Origin of the sequence: Veillonella parvula, assembly GCF_024461875.1 — a bacterium.
GTDB classification, from domain to species: Bacteria; Bacillota; Negativicutes; order Veillonellales; family Veillonellaceae; genus Veillonella; species Veillonella parvula_I.
The window spans coordinates 760852-782098 of sequence record NZ_JANGAL010000001.1 but is presented as its reverse complement, the minus strand read 5'-3'; the positions used below and the strand labels follow the sequence as shown (position 1 = coordinate 782098).

Below are 21247 nucleotides of genomic sequence, written 5' to 3'. Positions count from 1 at the left end.
AAACAATAATTTTCAAGTGAAGGAGGAAATACACATGGAAAAATATGTATGCGTAGTATGTGGTTGGGTTTATGACGAAGCTGTTGAAGGCGTAAAATTCGAAGATCAACCAGCTGATTATGTTTGCCCTATTTGCGGTGTTGGTAAAGACCAATTCGAAAAAATGTAATTGACTTACCAAAAGGCTATCTTAAGTCCACTTGAGATAGTCTTTTTTATTTGACAAAGCACCATGTCATGTTTATAATATTATGAGTCGAGGTAAGATTATGAAACTGCAAGTAGAGCAAGCAAAAGAACATATAGGAAAGAAATTTCCTTATAGCTATACGATATCAGCCTCTGAGCTTGGTGACGTAACTGCTTTTCCTTGGAGCCGTCATGATATAACCATTAGTGGTGAGTTTTGGTTTGATGGTCAAAATTACATCGTTCAAGGTTCGATTCAGTCTAAAGGCAATTATGATTGTTCCCGTTGTTTAAATACAACAGAACATTATCGAAAAGATTTCTTTCAGGAAATCTTTAGTGATTGTCGAGATGCTACGGATGATGTGACTTCTTTTGATGGAGAAGAAATTGACTTAACTGAACTAATTAGGGATACATTAATCATCAATGAGCCCTCTCAAGTGTTATGTCAGGATGATTGCAAAGGATTGTGCGTTCATTGCGGAGCAAATTTGAATGTTTCACCTTGTTCTTGTGAATCCTTTGTGGTGGATCCTCGATTTGCAGAGTTATGTGCTTTGCTTGATGAGAAAGATGATAGATTATCCTAATGATTGTACTAAGGAGGTGCAGATAATGGCAGTACCTAAACGTAGATTGTCTAAATGTCGTCGCGATCGTCGTCGTGCTAATTGGAAATTAGAAGCTCCTGGTTATGTAGCATGTCCACAATGCCACGAACCTAAGATGCCTCATCGTGTTTGCCCTACATGTGGTCACTATAAAGGTGAACAAGTTGTAGCTAATGCTTAATATGTGAGCAGAGAGAGACGCCTACTTTGTAGGCGTCTTTTTTATATGCTTTCAAAATATACACTCATATTTTTATATGTTTTGTTATCAATAGCAAGTGTCACTATTTTATAGTAAGATTATTCTATAAGATCGTGACACATTTTTATTTTTTATAAACAATAATACTAAAATATAAAAAAACAACTATATTTTGTATATGCTATGAAAATATCTTACTATATGTATGAAAAGTCTTGCCAATAAGGGAATTATTGTATATACTTAGGATGTAATATTAATACTAGGTCATAAAAGGTGGTCCCATGAGTCGGTTAAAGAAGCAAGAGCGCCAGAAGCAGTTACAAGAAAAACTGAATATTACGCCATTTCTTACTGATGAAGAATTGGCAACACACTTTGGTGTAAGTGTGCCAACAATTCGTCTTGATCGACTAGAATTGGGTATTCCTGAATTGCGTGAACGCATTCGTGTTATGGCTACAGGTCAATCACATGAAATGGTAGAACATGTATCATATGAAGTGGTTGGTGAATTGATTGATGTCACCGAGGGGCACCAAGCATTATCTATGTTACGTACTACGGCTGATATGGAAGATCAATTCGGATATGTAGAACCGCAGTATTTATATGCTCAAGCAAATTCCCTTGCAAAAGCGGTTATGGGGACGACTGTTTGCTCTGCGGAAGTTGGAAATATAAAATATAAGAACCCAGTAGGATCTGGTACTAATTTGGTAGCGAAAGCAGAAATTATTCGTCGCCGAGGTAATAAGTTCTTTATTTGGGTTATAATAAGAGATAAAATAAAAGAAGTGTTTCGCGCAAAATTTATTATGGAATCCGTAGAGAATAGGGTGTAAATTATGAAAATTGCAATAGACGCCATGGGTGGCGACTTTGCTCCAATGGAGACTGTACTTGGATCCATTGAAGCCGTACGAGCAAATCAACACATTGAAGTGGTGCTCGTCGGCGATGAGCAGCAAATTTTTGATATATTAGAAGCTAATAATGAAGCTAAGAATCCACGTATTTCTGTACATCATGCTAGCCAGGTAATCGGTATGGATGAACATCCAGGTCAAGCATTGCGCAAGAAAAAAGATGCATCTGTTGTGGTCGCTACTTCGTTGGTTCGGGATAATCGTTGTGATGCTGTAATTGCTCCAGGTAGTACGGGAGCTGCTGTTGCAGCGGCTTTATTTGGGCTTGGTCGCATTAAAGGTATTGATCGCCCTGTCATTGCAACTCCAATGCCAACGGTAAGTGGTATAACAGTTATGTTAGACTCTGGTGCAAATTCTAATTGTAAACCTAAACATCTTGTACAAGGAGCTTTAATGGGCTCTGAATACGCTAAGCTTTTATTAGGAAAAGAAAATCCTACCGTGGGATTGTTAAATATTGGTGAAGAGGCCACAAAGGGGAACGATGTCGTATTGGCGACGTATCCGATTTTGGAGGGTATGAAGACTATCAATTTTAAAGGTAATATTGAAGGTCGTGATATTCCTAAAGGTGCCGTTGATGTTGTCGTATGTGATGGATTCGTAGGCAATGTGGTACTTAAATTTGCGGAAGGGTTAGTAACAGGTCTTACGCAATTAGTAAAGGATAGCATTATGGCAGGAAGTATTTTTGCCAAGATAGGAGCTATGCTTGTAAAGCCAGCCTTGAAAAAGATGGCAAAACGTTTGGATCACACAGAAAATGGTGGTGCTCCACTTTTAGGAGTTAATGGGGTATTCATGATTGCTCATGGTAGTTCTAAAGCAAAAGAAATAAAAACTGCTATTGAAATTGCTAGTGATTTAGTAGAGCGTAAAATTATTCAACACATAAGAGAAACGATGGATATTGAAGGAGCCTTAAAGTATGACTATGATGAATAAACCTGTAGGAATCATTGGTACTGGGAGCTTCCTTCCTGACAATGTAGTAACAAACTTTGATCTTGAAAAAATGGTTGATACCAATGATCAATGGATTAGAGAGCGTACGGGTATAGAAGAACGACGCATTGCACCGGAAGGTATGAATACATCCTATATGGCGACCGAGGCAGCAAAAAAAGCTATGCAAATGGCTAATGTCTCTGCAGAGGATATCGACATGATTATCTTTGCTACCTTAACACCAGATATGATTATTCCTTCGGCAGCTTGTGTATTGCAAGCAAATTTAGGAGCTAAAAACGCTGCAGCCTATGATTTACAAGCGGCGTGCTCTGGGTTTGTATATGGATTGATTACTGCTGCTAGTTATATTAGCTCTGGTATTTATAAAAAAGTACTCGTTGTGGGGGCAGAAATTCTTTCTCGTCGAGTAAACTGGAATGATCGTGGTACATGTATCCTCTTTGGTGATGGTGCTGGGGCTGCAGTAGTATCTGAAGTACCTGAAGGCTATGGCATTAAAGGTATTGACATGGGCGCCGATGGCACTGGAGGATCAGCGCTTTGCATTCCTGCAGGTGGCACTGCTGTAGTAGCAAATGATCAACGCGTAGAAGAGGGCTTAACATTTATTCATATGGATGGCCCTGAAGTATATAAATTTGCCGTTAAAACGATGGGACGTACGGTTTTAAAATCCTTAGAACGTGCTGATATGGAGTTAAATGAATTAGATTACTTCATTCCTCATCAAGCGAATATTCGTATTATTGATTCGGCAGCCAAACGTTTACATCTGCCGATGGAAAAAGTTTTTGTTAATTTACATAAGTATGGTAATACATCTGCCGCGTCTGTAGCGATTGCACTTGATGAAGCTAATCGCGAGGGACGTTTCAAACGCGGTGATAATGTTGCGTTTGCAGGATTTGGTGCAGGCCTAACATGGGCAAGCCTGGTCTTGAAATGGTATTAAGGAGGACACATCAAGATGATTAAGACTGACATTTGTGATTTATTGCAGATTGAGTATCCAATCTTTCAAGGTGGCATGGCTTGGCTCGGTACTGCAGAATTAGCAGCAGCCGTTTCTGAAGCTGGTGGACTTGGGATTATTGGTGCTGGTCATATGCCTCCTGATATTTTCCGTAATGAAATCCATAAATTAAAAGAGCGCACTAGTAAGCCTTTTGGCTGTAATATCATGCTCATGTCTCCATTTGTAAAAGAGGTTATGGAAGTAGTCGTGGAAGAACGTGTTCCTGTTATCACTACAGGTGCAGGTAATCCTGGTGTTTATGTTCCCGCTTTGAAAGAAATTGGTACAAAAGTTATTCCTGTAGTTGCATCAGTATTACTAGCAAAGCGCTTATTACGTGGTGGTATTGATGCAATTATTGCTGAAGGTACAGAGTCTGGTGGTCACGTAGGTGATATTACAACTATGGCATTAATTCCTCAAGTAGTTGATGCTGTAGATGTACCAGTTATTGCTGCCGGAGGTATTGCAGATGGTCGTGGTATGGCTGCGGCATTTGCATTAGGTGCTAAAGCGGTACAAATGGGGACACGATTCGTATTATCCGAAGAATGTATTGCCCATGAAAATTATAAAAATGCTGTATTGAAAGCAAAAGATCGTGCTACAGTTATGACTGGTTTAACAACAGGTCATCCTGTACGTATTATAGATAATGCGTTAGCTCATAAATATAAATCCCTTGAATTCAGTGGTGGCTCTAAAGAGGAATTGGAAGCATTAGGTGCTGGTACACTTCGTTTAGCTGCTATTGAGGGTAATGTAAAAGAAGGTTCTGTAATGATTGGTCAAATTTCTGGTATGTTAACAGATGTTAAACCATGTGAAACTATCATTAAAGATATTATGACTGAAGCTGAAACTGTGATTAAGAATCTTCAAGGTCTTAGTAAATAAGGAGGCCCCTAATGAAAACGGCATTTGTTTTTCCTGGTCAAGGTTCTCAAAAAGTAGGCATGTTACAAGATTTGTATAATGCGTACCCTATTGTGAAACAACGTTTTGAAGAAGCCGACGAGGCACTTGGTTATTCCATCAGTAAATTATGCTTTGAAGGTCCTGATACAGAGCTCGTTAAAACAGCAAATACACAACCAGCTATTTTGACTGCATCCGTAGCTTGTTATGAAATTCTAAAAGAACAAGGCTTTACGCCTGACATCGTAGGCGGGCATAGTCTTGGTGAGTATAGTGCTCTAGTAGCAGCCGGTGTATTGAACTTTAAAGACGCAGTATATGTAGTTCATAAACGCGGTGAATATATGCAAGAAGCTGTGCCATTGGGTAAAGGCGCTATGGCAGCAATTTTGGCATTACCTCGTGAGCAAGTTGTAGAAATTTGTGAAGATGTAAATGCTTCTGTAGGTTCTGTACAAGCAGTTAATTTCAATTGCCCTGGACAAATCGTTATTGCCGGTGAAACTGCAGCGGTGGAAACAGCAGCTGAAAAAATGAAAGAAGCAGGAGCAAAACGCGCAGTAATGCTTCCGGTAAGTGCTCCATTCCACAGCCGTTTGATGGAACCCGCAGCTCTTCGGTTAAAGGAAGAGTTGGATAAGATCCAAGTGTGTGATGCACAAATTCCTGTAGTTGCAAATGTTACTGGCAAGATTTTGACTAATGCCAATGACATTAAAGAGTCCTTAGTTACTCAAGCCGCTAACCCTGTCTTGTGGGAAGATTGTGTAGCTGAAATGGTAAACTTTGGTGTTACTCGCTTTGTTGAAGTGGGGCCTGGGAAAGTACTCACAGGTTTTACTAAAAAGATCAACAAAGATATGGAATTAGCTAATGTTGAAGACATTGCATCCTTAGAGAAAACGCTTGAATTTTTGAAGGGGGTTCGATAAAATGCATTTAGAGGGTAAAGTAGCCATTGTAACTGGCGCATCCCGTGGCATTGGTCGCGCTGTAGCTATCAATCTAGCACAATCTGGTGCTGATGTTGTTGTAAACTATAGCGGTAGCGAAGGTGCAGCGCAAGAAACTGTTGAAGCTGTACAAGCGTTAGGCCGCAAAGCCATTAAAATTAAAGCTAATGTAGCAAATGCTGATGAAGTTGCTTCCATGGTGGAAGAAGCTCATAAAGAATTTGGTCACATTGACATTCTCGTAAATAATGCGGGTATTACGCGTGACGGTTTGTTGATGAGAATGAAAGACGAAGATTTTGATGCTGTAATTGATATCAACCTTAAAGGTGTATACTTAGTAACTAAAGCAGTATCTAAAATCATGATGAAACAACGTTCTGGTCATATTATCAACATGACATCTGTTGTAGGTGTTATGGGTAATGCTGGTCAAACTAACTACGCTGCTTCTAAAGCGGGCGTAATTGGTTTTACTAAGTCCTGTGCTAAAGAATTGGCTAGCCGTGGTATTACAGTTAATGCTATTGCTCCAGGCTTTATCAACACAGATATGACCGATGTATTACCAGAAAAAGTTAAAGAAGCTATGGTTACTGAAATTCCATTGGGCCGTATGGCTGATGCTGAAGAAGTAGCTACAGTAGTAACATTCCTTGCTAGCGATTTTGCTAATTATATTACGGGTCAAGTCATCAATGTTGATGGTGGCATGGTAATGTAGTTGTAAAATTAGACTATATATAAATACACTTTGAAAGGAGGTGAACCACTAATGAACACTTTCGATAAAGTTAAAGCAATCGTTGTGGAACAATTAGGCGTTGATGAAGCTGAAGTTACCATTGATTCTACATTCATCGACGACTTAGGCGCTGACTCCTTAGATATCGTTGAATTGATCATGGCATTTGAAGAAGAATTCAATGTTGAAATCCCTGACGACGTTGCAGAAAAAATTAAAACCGTTAAGGATACAGTAGAATATATTGATTCTGCTAAATAAGCTGTAAAGCTAACAATTCAACCGAACGGGAGGCCGAGTGGCCTCCCAACCGGTTTTATTTACAGGAGGATTTGATAGTGAAGCTCCCTGAACTTCGCATTGGGAATCTAGTGGCCAAAGTACCTATTATTCAAGGTGGTATGGCGATTAGATTGTCTACAGCTCGCTTGGCAGCAGCCGTTGCAAATGAAGGTGGTATCGGCCTTATTGCGGCATCGGGCTTGCCTTTCGATGAATTACGATACGAAATACAATTAGCTAGAAAATTATCACCTACGGGTATTATTGGTATAAATGCGATGGTAGCAGCAACTCAATTTGCTGGTTTAGTAAAGACTGCCATCGAAGAAGGCATTGATCTTGTAGTAGCAGGTGCTGGTTTTTCAAGAGATATGTTCGCAATGGGCAAAGAGTCTGGTACTCCTATTGTACCAATTGTTTCGTCCGCAAAATTAGCTCGCATTTCTGAAGGTTTAGGTGCTGCAGCTGTAATCGTAGAAGGCTGTGAAGCTGGTGGACACCTGGGGACGGATCGTTCCGCTCGAGAAATCGTTCCCGAAGTTGTAGCAGCGGTAAAAAACATTCCAGTAATTGCTGCTGGTGGTGTTCTAGATGGCCGTGATATCGTTGAAATGTTAAAAATCGGTGCTAGTGGTGTTCAAATGGGTAGCCGTTTTGCTGCTTCTGATGAATGTAATGCATCTGATGAATTGAAAAAAATGTATGTACGAGCTACAAACCCTGAGGATATAGTATTGATTCAAAGTCCTGTTGGTTTGCCTGGTCAAGCAATAAAAAACAAATTTGCTGAATCTGTTTTAGATGGTACTGTAGCGCCTCCAACGGTGTGTGATAACTGTTTAAAACATTGTTCCCATAAATTCTGCATTATCCGTGCTCTTTCTCGCGCACAACAAGGTGATGTGGAAACGGGGTTGGTGTTCTCTGGCAATAATATGAGAAAAGTCGATAAGATTATGCCAGTTAAAGATATCTTTGCACAATTGAAACAGCAAGTAGCAGAGATTGATTAATTTAAAGGGCTGTATAGCTATAAGAGGTGGAATAATTGGAAAAACGTGTAGTAATTACTGGCTTAGGGGCAGTGACTCCTGTAGGTATCGGTAAAGAGAACTTCTACAATGCGTTATTGGCAGGTCAATCTGGTATTGGGCCGATTACACGCTTTGACGCATCTGACTATGCAACACGCATTGCGGGTGAAGTAAAAGATTTTGATATTACAAACTATGGGGTAGACAAAAAAGAAGCTCGTCGTATGGACCGTTCTGTAGAATTTGCTATCGGCGCAGCTGTTCTTGCTTGTGAAGATGCTGATCTTGATTTAGATAAAGCAGATTTAGATCGCTGTGGTACTGTAGTTGGTACAGGTATAGGCGGCATTGACTCTATCCATGAGGTGTATGAAACATTATTCGAGAAAGGTCCTGGCCGCGTAAGTCCATTTGCAGTACCTATGATGATTGCAAATATGACATCTGCACGCGTATCTATTCGCCTTGGGCTTAAAGGTCCAGTTATTACCGACGTAACTGCTTGTACTTCTGGTACAAATGCGATTGGTGATGCATTCCGTATCATCCAACGTGGTGATGCTGACGTGATGTTTGCTGGTGGTACTGAAGCTGCGGTATCTCCGGCTGCTGTAGCTGGTTTTGCGGCTATGAAAGCTATGTCTACACGCAATGACGAGCCAACAAAAGCGTCCCGTCCATTTGACCGTGACCGTGATGGTTTCGTAATGGGTGAAGGTTCTGGTATCGTAGTTCTTGAAGAATTAGAACACGCAAAGGCACGCGGTGCACATATCTATGCTGAAGTTGTGGGTTATGGTAGTAATGGTGATGCTTACCACATCACTGCACCAGCTCCAGGTGGTGTTCAAGCTCGTAAATGTATGGAATTAGCAATTAAAGATGCAGGTATCGACCCTAAAGACGTTAACTACATCAATGCTCATGGTACATCTACTGGCCTTAATGACCAAAATGAAACATTAGCTATTAAAGAATTGTTCGGCGATCATGCTAAAAATATCGCTGTTAACTCTACTAAATCCATGACAGGTCACTTATTGGGTGCTGCTGGTGCTATTGAAACTATCGTAATGGCAATGGCGATTGAAACTGGTAAAGTTCACCCTACAATTAACTGTGACAATCCTGATGAAGGTTTGGATCTGGACTATGTTCGTGAAGGTGCACGTGAACTCCAAGTAAAATGTGCACTTTCTAACTCTTTCGGTTTTGGTGGTCATAACGGTACACTTTGCATTCGCCGTTATGAAGCTTAATGGTTACTATCGAAACGCATAAGAGTAAGATAACACAAGCTCGTGAAGAATCTCTTCATGAGCTTGTTGCTCGTTTAGACATACCTGTGTCAGATATATCCATTATAGATTGTGCTTTTACACATACTTCTTATGCGAATGAACATAAATCAAAGCATATTCATCACAATCAGCGATTAGAGTTTTTAGGCGATGCTGTTTTGGATCTTATTATTGGGGAATACCTATTTAAGACATATCCAGATATGGCTGAAGGTAATTTAACGAAAATTAAGGCCGCTACAGTGTGTGAAGATTCTTTAGCATCTGTGAGCCGTTCTTTGAAACTAGGACAATATTTATTGCTCGGTCATGGAGAACACGCTTCCGGTGGTAATGATCGAAACTCTATATTAGCGGATACCTTTGAGTCTCTCATCGGTGCTATTTATATTTCTACAGATTATCAAACGGCTATGGTCTTCGTTTTAAAACATTTAACTACTTATATCATGCAAGCCTTAGAAGGTAAGCGGGGCAAAGATTATAAGACATTATTACAAGAATATGTGCAAAGAGATGGGGATAAACATATTGTTTATCATTTGCTCAGTGAAAGTGGTCCCGACCATGCTAAAACCTTCCATATGGAGGTTGAAATCAATGGTGTTACTTACGAGGCCGGCTCTGGTAAAAGTAAAAAAATTGCAGAACAACATGCGGCTCAATTGACTTTAGAAAAGTTGATGGCTGATAAATAGAAAAGCGCCGAATGGCGCTTTTTTTTGTATAATAGTATGTGAGTAATAATCTATATAATAGTAGATGAGTAATAATTTTCACATAAGAAGAGGAGGTGTCTATGAAACCATTTGGTATGATTCCCTTTTTTATACCTCACGTAGGTTGTCCCTATGTGTGTACATTTTGTAATCAATCTCGTATTACGGGCCAATCTGGTATTAGTCACCTAACTTCAGATTATATACAACAAACAATTAAAGACTATGTAGGCACAAAACGGTGCGAGAAGTTTTGGGAGGTTGCCTTTTATGGGGGATCATTTACGGCTATTCCTAAAGATTTACAACATAAATTATTAATGCCTGCCTATGAAATGCTTCAACAGGGAATCATTGATGGCATACGTTGCTCTACAAGACCTGATGCTGTAGGTGATGAAGCGATTACATTATTACAGTCTTATGGAGTAAAAACTGTAGAACTTGGTGTGCAGTCTATGAATGATGGTATTTTAGTCGATGCTAAGAGGGGGCACACGGCACAAGAGGTAGTAGAGGCTGTTGCACGATTAAAACAGCGTGATATGACCGTTGGGGTTCAACTTTTACCAGGACTAAAAGGAGAGACATGGCAAACCATAATAGAAACGGCCATTGCAGTAGCCGCATTACGACCTGATTTTGTACGTATCTATCCCGTACTAGTTATAGAAAATACAGAGCTAGCCGACCAGTATAGAGCTGGAGAATATGAACCACTAAGTACTGAGCTAGCTATACAGTATTGTTCATTTTTAAAAGATTGGTTTGAACAGCATGGTATTGAAGTCATTCGCACGGGGTTACAAAGTACAGAAGAATTAGATTCCGGCAATAGCTTAGTGGCAGGTCCATATGAGCCCGCTATGGGAGAGCTGGTTGTGAACGAACAGTATAAGCAGCGAATTGAACGTTGTATTGATGAGCATGTATCTCAGTTTAAGTACTTAATAAGTAATGATTGTTTTAGTTTAATTGAAGATGCTACTTATGGAAGCTTAAAATTAAGTAGAGTTAATGTTGATAATAGTGGATGTATAGATAACACTAATAATGATAGAACAAATTATATTAGGACTAATGGTATTCCTGTAAAGCATAATATTGTTATTTCTTATCCGAGATGCTTAACATCTAAGGTGCGAGGCCTTAATAATCGAAACGTTAAATACTTTCAGATTCAGTATCCGCAGTATGCATTTGAATGGTGTGAAGAACGCACGAGAAATACCGTTCGTTGCTGTATTGATGGCCTGCAATATGTGTTATAATAAAAGATATGATTATTTAGGGTTGTTGGTAGAAAGGAGGCAGTCATGCAATTACTTCGGTTGGAATTAAAGGGCTTTAAATCGTTTGCGGATAAAACGATTGTAAAATTCTCACCAGGAATGACTGCCGTTATTGGTCCTAACGGAAGTGGTAAAAGTAATATTACGGATGCAATGAAATGGGTTTTAGGGGAATCCAATGTGCGTAATTTGCGCGGACAAAAAGCAGAGGATATTATTTTCTCTGGTACGGAAAAGCGCAAACCTATGAGCGCTGCTGAGGTTACACTTGTGTTTGACAATAGTGACCAACAATTAGATATAGATATGGCTGAGGTAGCCATTACACGCCGTATATACCGCACTGGTGAAAGTGAGTTTCTTGTCAATAAGCGATCTTGTCGTTTAAAGGACATACATCTTTTACTAGCAGATACCGGTCTTGGTAGAGATTCTATGGCCATCATTGGTCAAAATCGAATTGATGCTATCTTGAATTCTAAGCCTGAAGAACGGAGATTGATTTTTGAAGATGTAGCAGGTATTTCTCGCTTTAAGATCAATAAAGAAGATGCGTTGCGTCGTATTGCTAGCACAGACCGTAATATGGAGCGTGTACGAGACGTAATGGCTACCATTGAAGAGCAATTAGGACCTTTGTCTGAAAAAGCGGAAAAGACTAAAAAGTATATGACCTTAAGCCGCACAAAGCGCGATTATGATGGGGCATTAGGCTTTCACAATTATAAGACCTCTGATCGTCTTTTGACGCGTTTTGAAAATGATAATATTGCCTTTAAAGATGAAGAAATTGAGCTTCAAACTGAATTGTCTAAATTAGAGGCTCGTCGTCACGAATTGCAATCGTCCTCGTCAAAAGAGCAGGAACAGCTTAAGTTGTGGGAGGCTCAGTATACTGAAAAGCAACGTGATGAAGAACGCTTAGCTGGCCATTTACGTCTCTTAGAAGAGCAACTAAAAACAGCGCGCCGTGAATTAGATGAAACTTCTATGCGCATTAGCGAGCTAGAGGCTACGCAAAAGGGCGAGGAGCAACAATTGCGCATCTTAAATCAATTGATTCAAGATGAAAGTGCTCAATTAGTAGAGAAAGAGTCTAATTTAGAAGAATTAGAAGAGACCTACAAAAAGGCTGTTGAAGATGTAAGGGCAGAACAAGCTAAGTTCCAATCCTTGCAATCCGATCGAGAGGCTTTTGAGCAACGTCAATTAGAAGTTGTGAGTGCTATTGAAACGGCTAAGGCTAGTATTCGGAGCTTAGAAGCTCGCAAGGTAGAAAGCAAAAATCAATGTGCTATTCTAGAATCTGAAATAGCACAGGTAGATAGTGAACTACAAGTCGCTCGTTCTGAATTTGAAGAGCTAGGCCAAAAGTTTAATGCCTTATCTGCTCAACGACAAGCCCTCGTTGATGATGCTAAGAATGCGGCTATGAAAGCGCGTGAAGAGCGTAAGGAGTTACAAAAGCTGCGCACTCAAGAACAACGTGCAAAAGGTCGTTTAGAACTCTTAGCACAGTGGGAGGAACAGCACGAAGGCTATTTAGAAGGTACTAAGAATATCCTCAATGGTAAAGGTTCTTGGCGTGAACAGATTACGGGCGCTGTTGGCGAGCTCTTTACGGTAGAGGACAAATATACTACGGCTATCGAAACGGCATTAGGCGGTAGTGTTAACCACGTTGTAACTACTACAGCTCGCGCTGCTGCGGAGGGTGTCAACTATTTGAAATCTATCCAAGGTGGTCGTGTAACCTTCTTGCCGATGGATTCAGTAAAAGGTAAACCATATGATACACCGGCTTTACATGAAAGCTGTGTATTAGGCACTGCTGTTGATTGTATTTCCTTTGATAATAAGTACGCCCATATTTTCCAATACTTGTTGGGACGCACCTTGGTAGTATCCTCCATGGATGATGCCATTGGATTACAGAAAAAATACAATCAGCAATTGCGCATCGTAACCCTTACAGGGGAACAATTCCAACCTGGTGGTTCGTTAACCGGTGGTGCCACAAAGCGCAAGCGTGCTTCTGTATTGAGCCGCAAAGAAGAGGCTGCTAGCCTTGAACAAGAGCTAGTACAAATTGAAGAACAAATTCAATCTTTAACTGCTAACTTAGAACGACTTGAAAAACGGGTTGAAGAGTCTGAGAAAGAACGAGTTGCCCTTGATGAAAGCTATCAACATACGAACTTACTCTATGTGGCTAGCGAAACAAAGGTACAAAATATACAACATCAGATAGATCGTAAGAAACGTGTTCTATCAGAAGAAGAGCAACGTTTAGTACAAATTGATATTGATTTGGCTACTACAACGGCTAACTTGAAAGATCAAGAAACAGCATTAGCTTCCTTGCAAGAGAATCATGGTGTGGATGGTAATCAAGGGGCGTTGATGGATCGATTGACTGTGTTGCAAAAGGTGCAACAAGAGGCGTATGAAGCTTTTACAAAAGCTCGCCTTACTTGTGATACCTTACGACATACGATTCAGGAACGGGAAACACAACGTGAACAGCGTAATCAATCTATTTCTAGTATTATTGAGCGCTTAACACCACTTCGTAATTTGTTAGTGAGTACTACACAACGCTATGAAGAGGAAATACCTAAGGCTCAGGAAGTTGCAGAACAAGAGTTGGCCTCTGCTACGGCTGAGGTTGAACGATTACGTGCTCTTCGCGATGAAGCCTATGATAAAACATCTACGGGGCGCGAGGAAATGGAATCTATCCTCAGTGAGCAAGACCGATTAAATCAACGCTATAAAGTGGTGCAAGGTCGTCTTGTTGATATGGAAGGTAAAATTACACGTCATCGCATGGATTGTGAGCGCTTTATAGAAGAATTACAAGAGCTAGGCTTTACATTGGAAGATGCTCAAGCCCTTCGCATTGAAGGTTCCGTTAATGATTGGAAGGATGAGCAAGCTCGTTTGATGGCCGAAATTGCCGAATTGGGTCCAGTCAATCCAAATGCCGTTGAGGAATATGAAGAGACTAAAGAACGCTATGATTTCTTAACCACACAATTAGCTGATTTAGATACGGCAAAGACGCAATTACAGGCGGTTATTGCCGAAATGGATAAGGCTATGAGTACACAGCTATACGATGTATTGGATGTGGTAGGCCGTAGATTCCAAGAGGTATTCAGCCAATTGTTTGGCGGTGGTACTGCGCAAATTGTACTGACTGATCCAGATAATATTTTGACGGGTGGTATCGATTTCTATATTCAACCACCAGGGAAAAAGCGTCAACAATTGACACTTTTATCGGGTGGTGAACGTGCTCTTACGGTTATCGCTTTATTGTTCTCATTCCTCGATTATCGTCCAGCTCCGTTCTGCGTGCTTGACGAAGTTGACGCGGCGCTTGACGAAGCCAATGTTGAACGATTTAGTTCCTACTTAAATCGAGTAAATAAAGAAACACAATTTATCGTTGTATCTCACCGTAAAAAGACGATGGAAGCTGCCGAAGTACTTCAAGGGGTAACAATGGTGGAACGCGGTGTATCGCGATTATTAACAGTAGCATTTGAAGATGTGAAGGAGGATCTAGCATAATGGCATTTGGATTCTTTGATAGAATTAAAGACGGTTTAGAAAAAACTCGTAAGTCTTTTGTAAAAAATGTAGAAAGCATCGTTATTGGTTATGCGCAAATCGATGATGATTTTTTAGATGATTTAGAAGCAGTTATGCTTACTAGTGATCTAGGCCCTAAGACGACAGAATACTTGATGAAAGAAATTCGTCGTGGTGTAACAGAAGGTATCATCAATCATACAGGCGATGTAATGCCGTTCATGGAAGACCGCATCACGGAAATGCTCATCGATCAAGAAGATGAAATTACTTTGCATCATCCTGAGGTTATCCTCGTAGTTGGTGTAAATGGTGTCGGTAAAACAACGACAATCGCTAAATTGGCCAATTATTATACTAAAGAAGGTAAAAAGGTTATCATTGTAGCAGGTGATACATTCCGTGCTGCTGCAGCTGACCAATTATCCATTTGGGCTGATCGCGTTGGTGTGCCGATTGTTAAACATAAAGAAGGTGCAGATCCTGCTGCCGTTGTATATGATGCAATGGAAGCTGCGAAAGCTCGTAATGCAGACCTCGTTATCGTAGATACGGCTGGTCGTCTACATACTAAGGTTAACCTTATGGAAGAGCTTAAAAAGATGGGACGCGTAGCGAATAACCACGTAGAAGGTGCGCCGCATCAAACATTGCTTGTTTTAGATGGTACTACGGGTCAAAATGCAGTAAGTCAAGCTAAATTATTTGGTCAAGCTGTACCAGTAAATGGTATTGTTGTAACTAAACTAGATGGTACGGCAAAAGGCGGCGTAGTTATCTCTATTAAAGAGGAACTAGGCGTACCCGTACGCTGGATTGGCGTTGGCGAAGGTATGGATGACTTGCGTCCATTTAATGCAAAAGAATTTGCTAATGCATTATTTAATAAAGGAATGATTCAAGGTGACAAATAAATATAACCGGGAATTCTTACTTGAATATGTAGAATCTGAAAATAAAAAAAATGAATGTAATGTTAGCCTAGAAAATATGAATAAGATAGTTAGCTTAATCGAGTACTTCGGTATTGAACTATATCGCCCCATTACGAGATTGCTACTTTCAAACTGGGAAGAAATTACAGAACGTATTAATAACTATACTGAATCAGATTGGATGATGGCTGATGAGATCCAGAAGACCACACCTACACTAGATCGCTTTTCTATTGCTATGCTCATCGAAGTCTTAGAAGGTGAGGATACGTTGAATCAAGCGGAAAATGTAGGTCGTCGTTTGACGGATGAAGAGATGAAGGCCATCCGTAAACATCAGGATGAACAGTAATGAAGCATAGTACATATAATTACGAGGGGGGCCAACCATTTAAAGTGGAGGCGCCCTTTGCGCCTACAGGGGACCAACCTACTGCGATTCAATCCTTAACAGAAGGCATTGAACGCGGTGAATGGGCCCAAGTTTTGCTCGGTGCCACTGGTACTGGTAAGACCTTTACAATGGCCAAGGTTATTGAGGCAGTTCAAAAGCCGACCTTGATCATTGCTCACAATAAAACCTTGGCTGCTCAATTATGTAGCGAGTTTAAAAGTTTCTTCCCTAATAATGCGGTAGAATATTTTGTATCTTACTACGATTTTTATCAACCGGAGGCCTATATTCCTTCTAGTGATACCTATATCGAGAAGGATGCGTCTATTAATGATGAAATTGATAAACTGCGACATAGTGCTACGATGAGTCTTTTTGAGCGCCGCGATGTCATTATTGTTGCCTCTGTTAGCTGTATTTATGGCTTAGGTGACCCTGAGGACTATTCTGATCTCGTATTGTCCTTACGCTTAGGTCAAACGAAGTCGCGCGATGAAATCTTATCTAAACTCGTAGATATTCAATATACGAGAAATGATATGAACTTTATTCGCGGTACCTTCCGTGTACAAGGGGATACAATTGATATTTTCCCTGCCGCTTATAGTGAAAGAGCCATTCGGGTGGAGCTTTTTGGTGATGAAATCGACCGCCTCGTAGAGGTAGATTCCTTGACGGGTGAAGTTATTGCGGAACGAAAGCATGTTGCTGTCTATCCAGCATCTCACTATGTGACGACGAAAGAGAAGATGAATATTGCCGTAGAGCGTATAGAAGCCGAACTAGATGAACAGCTAGCGAAGTTAAAAGCTGCTGACCGTCTATTGGAGGCTCAGCGCTTAGAACAGCGTACCCGTTATGATATAGAAATGATGCAAGAAATGGGCTATTGCTCGGGCATCGAAAACTATTCACGTCATATGTCTGAACGCAAGGCTGGGGAAGCACCGTTTACATTGATTGATTATTTCCCAGATGATTTCCTCATCATGGTGGACGAGTCTCATGTGACGATGCCTCAAATTCGAGCTATGTACAATGGTGACCGTGCCCGTAAAGAATCTCTTATAGAATACGGTTTCCGGCTGCCTTCTGCACTCGATAATAGACCGCTTCAATTCGATGAATTTGTAGAGCGTATCAATCAAATTGTTTACGTATCGGCAACGCCTGGACCATACGAAATGGAAGTAGAAACGAATATTGCAGAGCAAATCATTCGTCCTACGGGCCTATTAGATCCATCTATAGAAATTCGTCCTATTAAGGGGCAAATGGATGATTTGCTTGGAGAAATTCATAAACGAGCTGCTAAGAACGAACGGGTTCTCGTTACGACCTTGACGAAGAAGATGGCTGAGGACTTAACGGAATTCTTGAAGGAAATGGGCGTACGAGTTCGTTATCTTCATTCCGATATTGTTACTATTGAGCGGGCTGAAATCATTCGTGATTTGCGGGCTGGCGTATTCGATGTATTAGTTGGTATCAACTTGCTTCGTGAAGGTCTCGATATGCCAGAGGTTTCTTTGGTTGCTATCTTAGATGCGGATAAAGAAGGTTTCTTGCGTTCCGATACGGCTATGATTCAAACTATAGGTCGTGCGGCTCGTAATGTGAATGGTCATGTTATCATGTACGCAGATCGTGTAACAGGTTCTATGCAACGGGCTATCGATGAAACCGACCGTCGTCGTGCCGTGCAAGAGGCTTATAATATTGAACATAATATTACGCCTAAATCTGTATCTAAAGATGTAAAAGAGCTAATCGAATTAACGAAAATCGAAGAAGATATGGTTACCGATGGAAAGGGACTTTCATCGAAAAAAGGAAAACAAAAAAAATCCTCAGAGGGCATGGACCATGGACACGAATCATATGTTCAAGATACATCAGCACCTAAGGTGGCAGATATAACACCGGAAGAATTGTACAATAAGATTGAAGAACTAGATCGTCAAATGAAGGCCGCCGCAAAGCAGCTTGAATTTGAAACCGCTGCTAAGTTACGTGATCAATTGGGCGTATTACGTCAACAATGGTCCGATATGCATAGTGCAGGAGATAGCAAGTTGAAGAAGCCTGCTTCTACCAAATCTAGAAAGCGGACAGGTTCAAAAAGTAAATCTTAGGAACAATTTTAAAAGATTGTAAGAAAACACATAGATTATATAGACTATATGTGCGATAATATACATATATTATTTCATGTTAGTAATCAGAGAGATGATGCCATTTGGTATCATCTCTTTAAATAGGAAAGATAATGAAAGATCAATTGATTGTAAAAGGTGCGCGTCAGCATAACCTAAAAAATATTGATATATCCTTGCCACGTGATCAGTTTATCGTCTTGACTGGACTCAGTGGCTCTGGTAAATCATCCTTAGCATTTGATACGATTTACGCAGAAGGGCAACGTCGTTATGTTGAGTCTCTGTCTGCATATGCCCGTCAATTCTTGGGACAAATGGATAAACCCGATGTCGATTATATTGAAGGTTTATCTCCAGCCATTTCTATCGACCAAAAGACGACGAGTCGTAACCCTCGCTCTACGGTTGGTACCGTAACGGAGATTTACGACTATTTACGTCTTTTATTTGCACGCGTGGGTCATGCACATTGCCCAGAGTGTGGTAAGCCTATTACACAACAAACAATACAACAAATGACAGATGATGTAATGAGCTTTCCTGAAGGTACTAAGGTTTTAGTGCTAGCCCCTATGATTCAAGGTAAAAAGGGAGAACATAAATCGGTATTTGAACAACTTCGCAAAGAAGGCTTTGTTCGTGCTCGCGTAGATGGTGTAGTGCGTACCTTGGACGAAGAGATTGTATTAGAGAAAAATAAGAAGCATTCCATCGATATCGTTGTTGACCGCCTCGTTGTAAAAGAAGGCATTGAATCCCGGTTGGCTGACTCTATGGAGACTGCATCAAAATGGGCGGAAGGCATCGTTGTGATTCAAGAGGTAGATGGACCTGAACATATGTATAGCCAACATTTTGCGTGCCCGGATTGTCATGTTTCGCTACCTAAGATTGAACCACGTATGTTCTCATTTAATAGTCCATTTGGTGCGTGTCCATCCTGTTTAGGGATTGGTTCTACTATGGAGGTTGATGAGGAGCGCGTTATTCCAGATGGATCCATTAGCTTTGCCGATGGTTGTGTGCAAGCATTGAGCTCTAATCCTAATGCTTGGTTTATGCGTCAAGTAGAAGGCCTATTAAAAGCTAATGGATATTCCTTAGACTCCACCTATGATGAATTGCCGAAAGCATTACAGAAAAAGGTGATGTACGGTACGACGGATAAGGTAAGTTTCACCTATGAAAATATGAGAGGTGAAATAAAGGAATTCTTTACTGAGTACGAAGGCATTTTACCGATGGTTAAGCGCCGTCATAGTGAAGCCTCTACAGATTCTATGCGTGAAGAATTTGAAAAGTTTATGTCCATTAAGCCGTGTACTACATGTCATGGTGCTCGTCTAAAACCTGAAGTATTGGCTATTACCGTAGGGGATAAGAATATCAATGAGGTCACACAATTAACTATAAAGGAAGCATTAGATTTCTTTGGGCATCTACAATTAACAGAGCGTGAACAAGTCATTGGCGCTCAAATTTTGAAGGAAATCAATGCTCGTTTAGGTTTTCTCAATAATGTAGGCCTCGATTATCTAACAATGAACCGTAGTGCAGGCACATTATCTGGTGGTGAAGCACAGCGTATTCGGTTGGCCACACAGATTGGCTCAGGCTTAGTAGGTGTATTATATATCCTAGATGAGCCATCTATCGGTTTACATCAACGCGATAATGATCGCCTCATCGATACATTAAAAGGGCTACGTGATTTAGGAAATACCTTGCTTGTTGTAGAACATGATGAGGATACGATGCGCGCTGCTGATTATTTAGTAGACATCGGTCCCGGAGCAGGTGAACATGGTGGTCAAATCATTGCAGCAGGTACTGTTGAGGAAGTGATGAAGGTAGAAAACTCTATTACTGGTCAGTACTTAAGTGGTCGTAAATTTATCGCCCTTCCTGAAGAACGCCGCAAACCAGGCAAGAATTGCATCGAAATTCGCGGTGCGAAGGAAAATAATTTACATAATATTAATGTAAAATTTCCGATAGGATTATTTACTGTCGTTACGGGGGTCAGTGGTTCTGGTAAGTCTACCTTAATCAATGAAATTCTTTATAAAGGATTAGCCAATCAGTTGTATCGTTCTTATCATAAGGTGGGAGCTCATAAAGAGATTCGAGGCATTAAACATATTGATAAAATAATCAATATTGATCAAAGCCCTATCGGACGTACACCTCGTTCCAATCCAGCTACATACACAGGTGTATTTGATGCGATTCGCGAACTATATAGTCAAACGCCTGAGGCTAAAATGCGTGGCTATAAACAAGGTCGTTTTAGCTTTAACGTAAAAGGCGGTCGATGTGAGGCTTGCCGTGGTGATGGTATTATCAAGATTGAAATGCATTTCTTACCAGATGTATATGTGCCTTGTGAAGTCTGCAAAGGGGCACGATATAATCGTGAAACCTTGGAGGTTAAATATAAAGGTAAATCCATTGCTGATGTATTAGATATGACCGTAGATGATGCGGTAGAATTCTTTAGTGCTATACCTAAAATTAATCGTAAGATGGTTACCCTCCAAGAGGTTGGTCTTGGCTATATTCGTTTAGGTCAAGCGGCTACTACATTATCTGGTGGTGAAGCACAACGTGTAAAATTAGCTACTGAGTTAGCTCGTCGTAGCACCGGTAAAACGTTATACATCCTTGATGAGCCTACTACAGGTCTTCATGCTGAAGATATTCGTAAGTTGTTACATGTATTGCAACAACTCGTAGAGGGTGGCGATACAGTTGTTGTTATCGAACATAACTTAGATGTTATTAAAATGGCTGACCACATCATCGATCTTGGTCCTGAAGGTGGTAATCGCGGTGGCACTATCGTGGCTACTGGTACACCTGAGGAAATTGCTAAGGTAAAAGAAAGCTATACCGGCAAATTCTTGGGTCCTGTATTGGAACAGACTAAGAAATTTATGAAAGCAGCGAAGCATAAGAAATAAAATAGTACATATATTTAAGTTTCTATAA

At 40.5% G+C, this 21247-nt stretch carries 19 protein-coding genes; all 19 read left to right on the top strand.

The window, feature by feature from the left end; translation table 11 throughout:
- Positions 1-34: 34 nt before the first annotated feature.
- Positions 35-169 carry a rubredoxin gene (locus tag NE668_RS03765; RefSeq protein ID WP_004693422.1) on the top strand — a complete coding sequence of 45 codons (135 nt, stop codon included), beginning with the start codon at positions 35-37 and terminating at the stop codon, positions 167-169.
- A 100-nt stretch (positions 170-269) separates the two neighbouring features.
- Positions 270-782, top strand: a complete 513-nt coding sequence (locus NE668_RS03760; RefSeq protein ID WP_256195849.1) for a YceD family protein — start codon at positions 270-272, stop codon at positions 780-782.
- A 25-nt stretch (positions 783-807) separates the two neighbouring features.
- Complete coding sequence (gene rpmF, locus NE668_RS03755; protein ID WP_004693428.1) at positions 808-984, top strand: 50S ribosomal protein L32; 177 nt, start codon at positions 808-810, stop codon at positions 982-984.
- 305 nt (positions 985-1289) lie between these two features.
- Positions 1290-1850 (top strand): transcription factor FapR, encoded by a 561-nt coding sequence (gene fapR, locus NE668_RS03750; RefSeq protein ID WP_008713703.1) that lies wholly within the window; start codon positions 1290-1292, stop codon positions 1848-1850.
- Positions 1851-1853: 3 nt separating this feature from the next.
- Positions 1854-2882: a phosphate acyltransferase PlsX gene (gene plsX / locus NE668_RS03745; protein ID WP_120054647.1), complete on the top strand. Its 1029-nt coding sequence runs from the start codon at positions 1854-1856 to the stop codon at positions 2880-2882.
- On the top strand, positions 2866-3861 hold the full coding sequence (locus NE668_RS03740; RefSeq protein ID WP_008713708.1) for a beta-ketoacyl-ACP synthase III: 996 nt from the start codon (positions 2866-2868) through the stop codon (positions 3859-3861). Before plsX ends, NE668_RS03740 begins: the two co-directional genes overlap by 17 nt.
- Positions 3862-3876: 15 nt before the next feature.
- Positions 3877-4821 carry an enoyl-[acyl-carrier-protein] reductase FabK gene (gene fabK, locus NE668_RS03735; RefSeq protein ID WP_008600662.1) on the top strand — a complete coding sequence of 315 codons (945 nt, stop codon included), beginning with the start codon at positions 3877-3879 and terminating at the stop codon, positions 4819-4821.
- A gap of 11 nt (positions 4822-4832) precedes the next feature.
- On the top strand, positions 4833-5774 hold the full coding sequence (gene fabD, locus NE668_RS03730) for an ACP S-malonyltransferase (protein WP_060918969.1): 942 nt from the start codon (positions 4833-4835) through the stop codon (positions 5772-5774).
- Position 5775: 1 nt separating this feature from the next.
- A complete protein-coding gene (gene fabG, locus NE668_RS03725; RefSeq protein ID WP_119562852.1) occupies positions 5776-6519 on the top strand; it encodes a 3-oxoacyl-[acyl-carrier-protein] reductase in 744 nt (247 codons plus the stop codon).
- A 51-nt stretch (positions 6520-6570) separates the two neighbouring features.
- Positions 6571-6801 carry an acyl carrier protein gene (locus NE668_RS03720; protein WP_004693441.1) on the top strand — a complete coding sequence of 77 codons (231 nt, stop codon included), beginning with the start codon at positions 6571-6573 and terminating at the stop codon, positions 6799-6801.
- Between the two features lie 77 nt (positions 6802-6878).
- Positions 6879-7835: an NAD(P)H-dependent flavin oxidoreductase gene (locus NE668_RS03715; RefSeq protein ID WP_004697026.1), complete on the top strand. Its 957-nt coding sequence runs from the start codon at positions 6879-6881 to the stop codon at positions 7833-7835.
- A gap of 35 nt (positions 7836-7870) precedes the next feature.
- A complete protein-coding gene (gene fabF, locus NE668_RS03710; protein WP_004697295.1) occupies positions 7871-9115 on the top strand; it encodes a beta-ketoacyl-ACP synthase II in 1245 nt (414 codons plus the stop codon).
- Positions 9115-9855: a ribonuclease III gene (rnc, locus tag NE668_RS03705; protein ID WP_227036833.1), complete on the top strand. Its 741-nt coding sequence runs from the start codon at positions 9115-9117 to the stop codon at positions 9853-9855. Before fabF ends, rnc begins: the two co-directional genes overlap by 1 nt.
- 101 nt (positions 9856-9956) lie before the next feature.
- A complete protein-coding gene (locus NE668_RS03700) occupies positions 9957-11147 on the top strand; it encodes an elongator complex protein 3 (RefSeq protein ID WP_227036834.1) in 1191 nt (396 codons plus the stop codon).
- 45 nt (positions 11148-11192) lie between these two features.
- Positions 11193-14747 (top strand): chromosome segregation protein SMC, encoded by a 3555-nt coding sequence (smc, locus tag NE668_RS03695; protein ID WP_008600672.1) that lies wholly within the window; start codon positions 11193-11195, stop codon positions 14745-14747.
- Positions 14747-15682, top strand: coding sequence for a signal recognition particle-docking protein FtsY (gene ftsY / locus NE668_RS03690; RefSeq protein ID WP_008600673.1), 936 nt, complete (start codon positions 14747-14749; stop codon positions 15680-15682). Before smc ends, ftsY begins: the two co-directional genes overlap by 1 nt.
- Complete coding sequence (locus tag NE668_RS03685; protein WP_008600675.1) at positions 15672-16055, top strand: hypothetical protein; 384 nt, start codon at positions 15672-15674, stop codon at positions 16053-16055. Before ftsY ends, NE668_RS03685 begins: the two co-directional genes overlap by 11 nt.
- Positions 16055-18232, top strand: coding sequence for an excinuclease ABC subunit UvrB (uvrB, locus tag NE668_RS03680; protein ID WP_008600677.1), 2178 nt, complete (start codon positions 16055-16057; stop codon positions 18230-18232). The genes NE668_RS03685 and uvrB overlap by 1 nt, the downstream gene beginning before the upstream one ends.
- Positions 18233-18366: 134 nt before the next feature.
- Complete coding sequence (gene uvrA / locus NE668_RS03675; RefSeq protein ID WP_227036836.1) at positions 18367-21219, top strand: excinuclease ABC subunit UvrA; 2853 nt, start codon at positions 18367-18369, stop codon at positions 21217-21219.
- The last annotated feature ends 28 nt before the right edge of the window (positions 21220-21247 follow it).

Bases quoted from the DNA above. Each gene is read 5' to 3' on its own strand.
- NE668_RS03765 (WP_004693422.1), top strand. From the start codon at position 35: ATGGAAAAATATGTATGCGTAGTATGTGGTTGGGTTTATGACGAAGCT.
- NE668_RS03760 (WP_256195849.1), top strand. From the start codon at position 270: ATGAAACTGCAAGTAGAGCAAGCAAAAGAACATATAGGAAAGAAATTT.
- rpmF (WP_004693428.1), top strand. From the start codon at position 808: ATGGCAGTACCTAAACGTAGATTGTCTAAATGTCGTCGCGATCGTCGT.
- fapR (WP_008713703.1), top strand. From the start codon at position 1,290: ATGAGTCGGTTAAAGAAGCAAGAGCGCCAGAAGCAGTTACAAGAAAAA.
- plsX (WP_120054647.1), top strand. From the start codon at position 1,854: ATGAAAATTGCAATAGACGCCATGGGTGGCGACTTTGCTCCAATGGAG.
- NE668_RS03740 (WP_008713708.1), top strand. From the start codon at position 2,866: ATGACTATGATGAATAAACCTGTAGGAATCATTGGTACTGGGAGCTTC.
- fabK (WP_008600662.1), top strand. From the start codon at position 3,877: ATGATTAAGACTGACATTTGTGATTTATTGCAGATTGAGTATCCAATC.
- fabD (WP_060918969.1), top strand. From the start codon at position 4,833: ATGAAAACGGCATTTGTTTTTCCTGGTCAAGGTTCTCAAAAAGTAGGC.
- fabG (WP_119562852.1), top strand. From the start codon at position 5,776: ATGCATTTAGAGGGTAAAGTAGCCATTGTAACTGGCGCATCCCGTGGC.
- NE668_RS03720 (WP_004693441.1), top strand. From the start codon at position 6,571: ATGAACACTTTCGATAAAGTTAAAGCAATCGTTGTGGAACAATTAGGC.
- rnc (WP_227036833.1), top strand. From the start codon at position 9,115: ATGGTTACTATCGAAACGCATAAGAGTAAGATAACACAAGCTCGTGAA.
- NE668_RS03700 (WP_227036834.1), top strand. From the start codon at position 9,957: ATGAAACCATTTGGTATGATTCCCTTTTTTATACCTCACGTAGGTTGT.
- smc (WP_008600672.1), top strand. From the start codon at position 11,193: ATGCAATTACTTCGGTTGGAATTAAAGGGCTTTAAATCGTTTGCGGAT.
- ftsY (WP_008600673.1), top strand. From the start codon at position 14,747: ATGGCATTTGGATTCTTTGATAGAATTAAAGACGGTTTAGAAAAAACT.
- uvrB (WP_008600677.1), top strand. From the start codon at position 16,055: ATGAAGCATAGTACATATAATTACGAGGGGGGCCAACCATTTAAAGTG.
- uvrA (WP_227036836.1), top strand. From the start codon at position 18,367: ATGAAAGATCAATTGATTGTAAAAGGTGCGCGTCAGCATAACCTAAAA.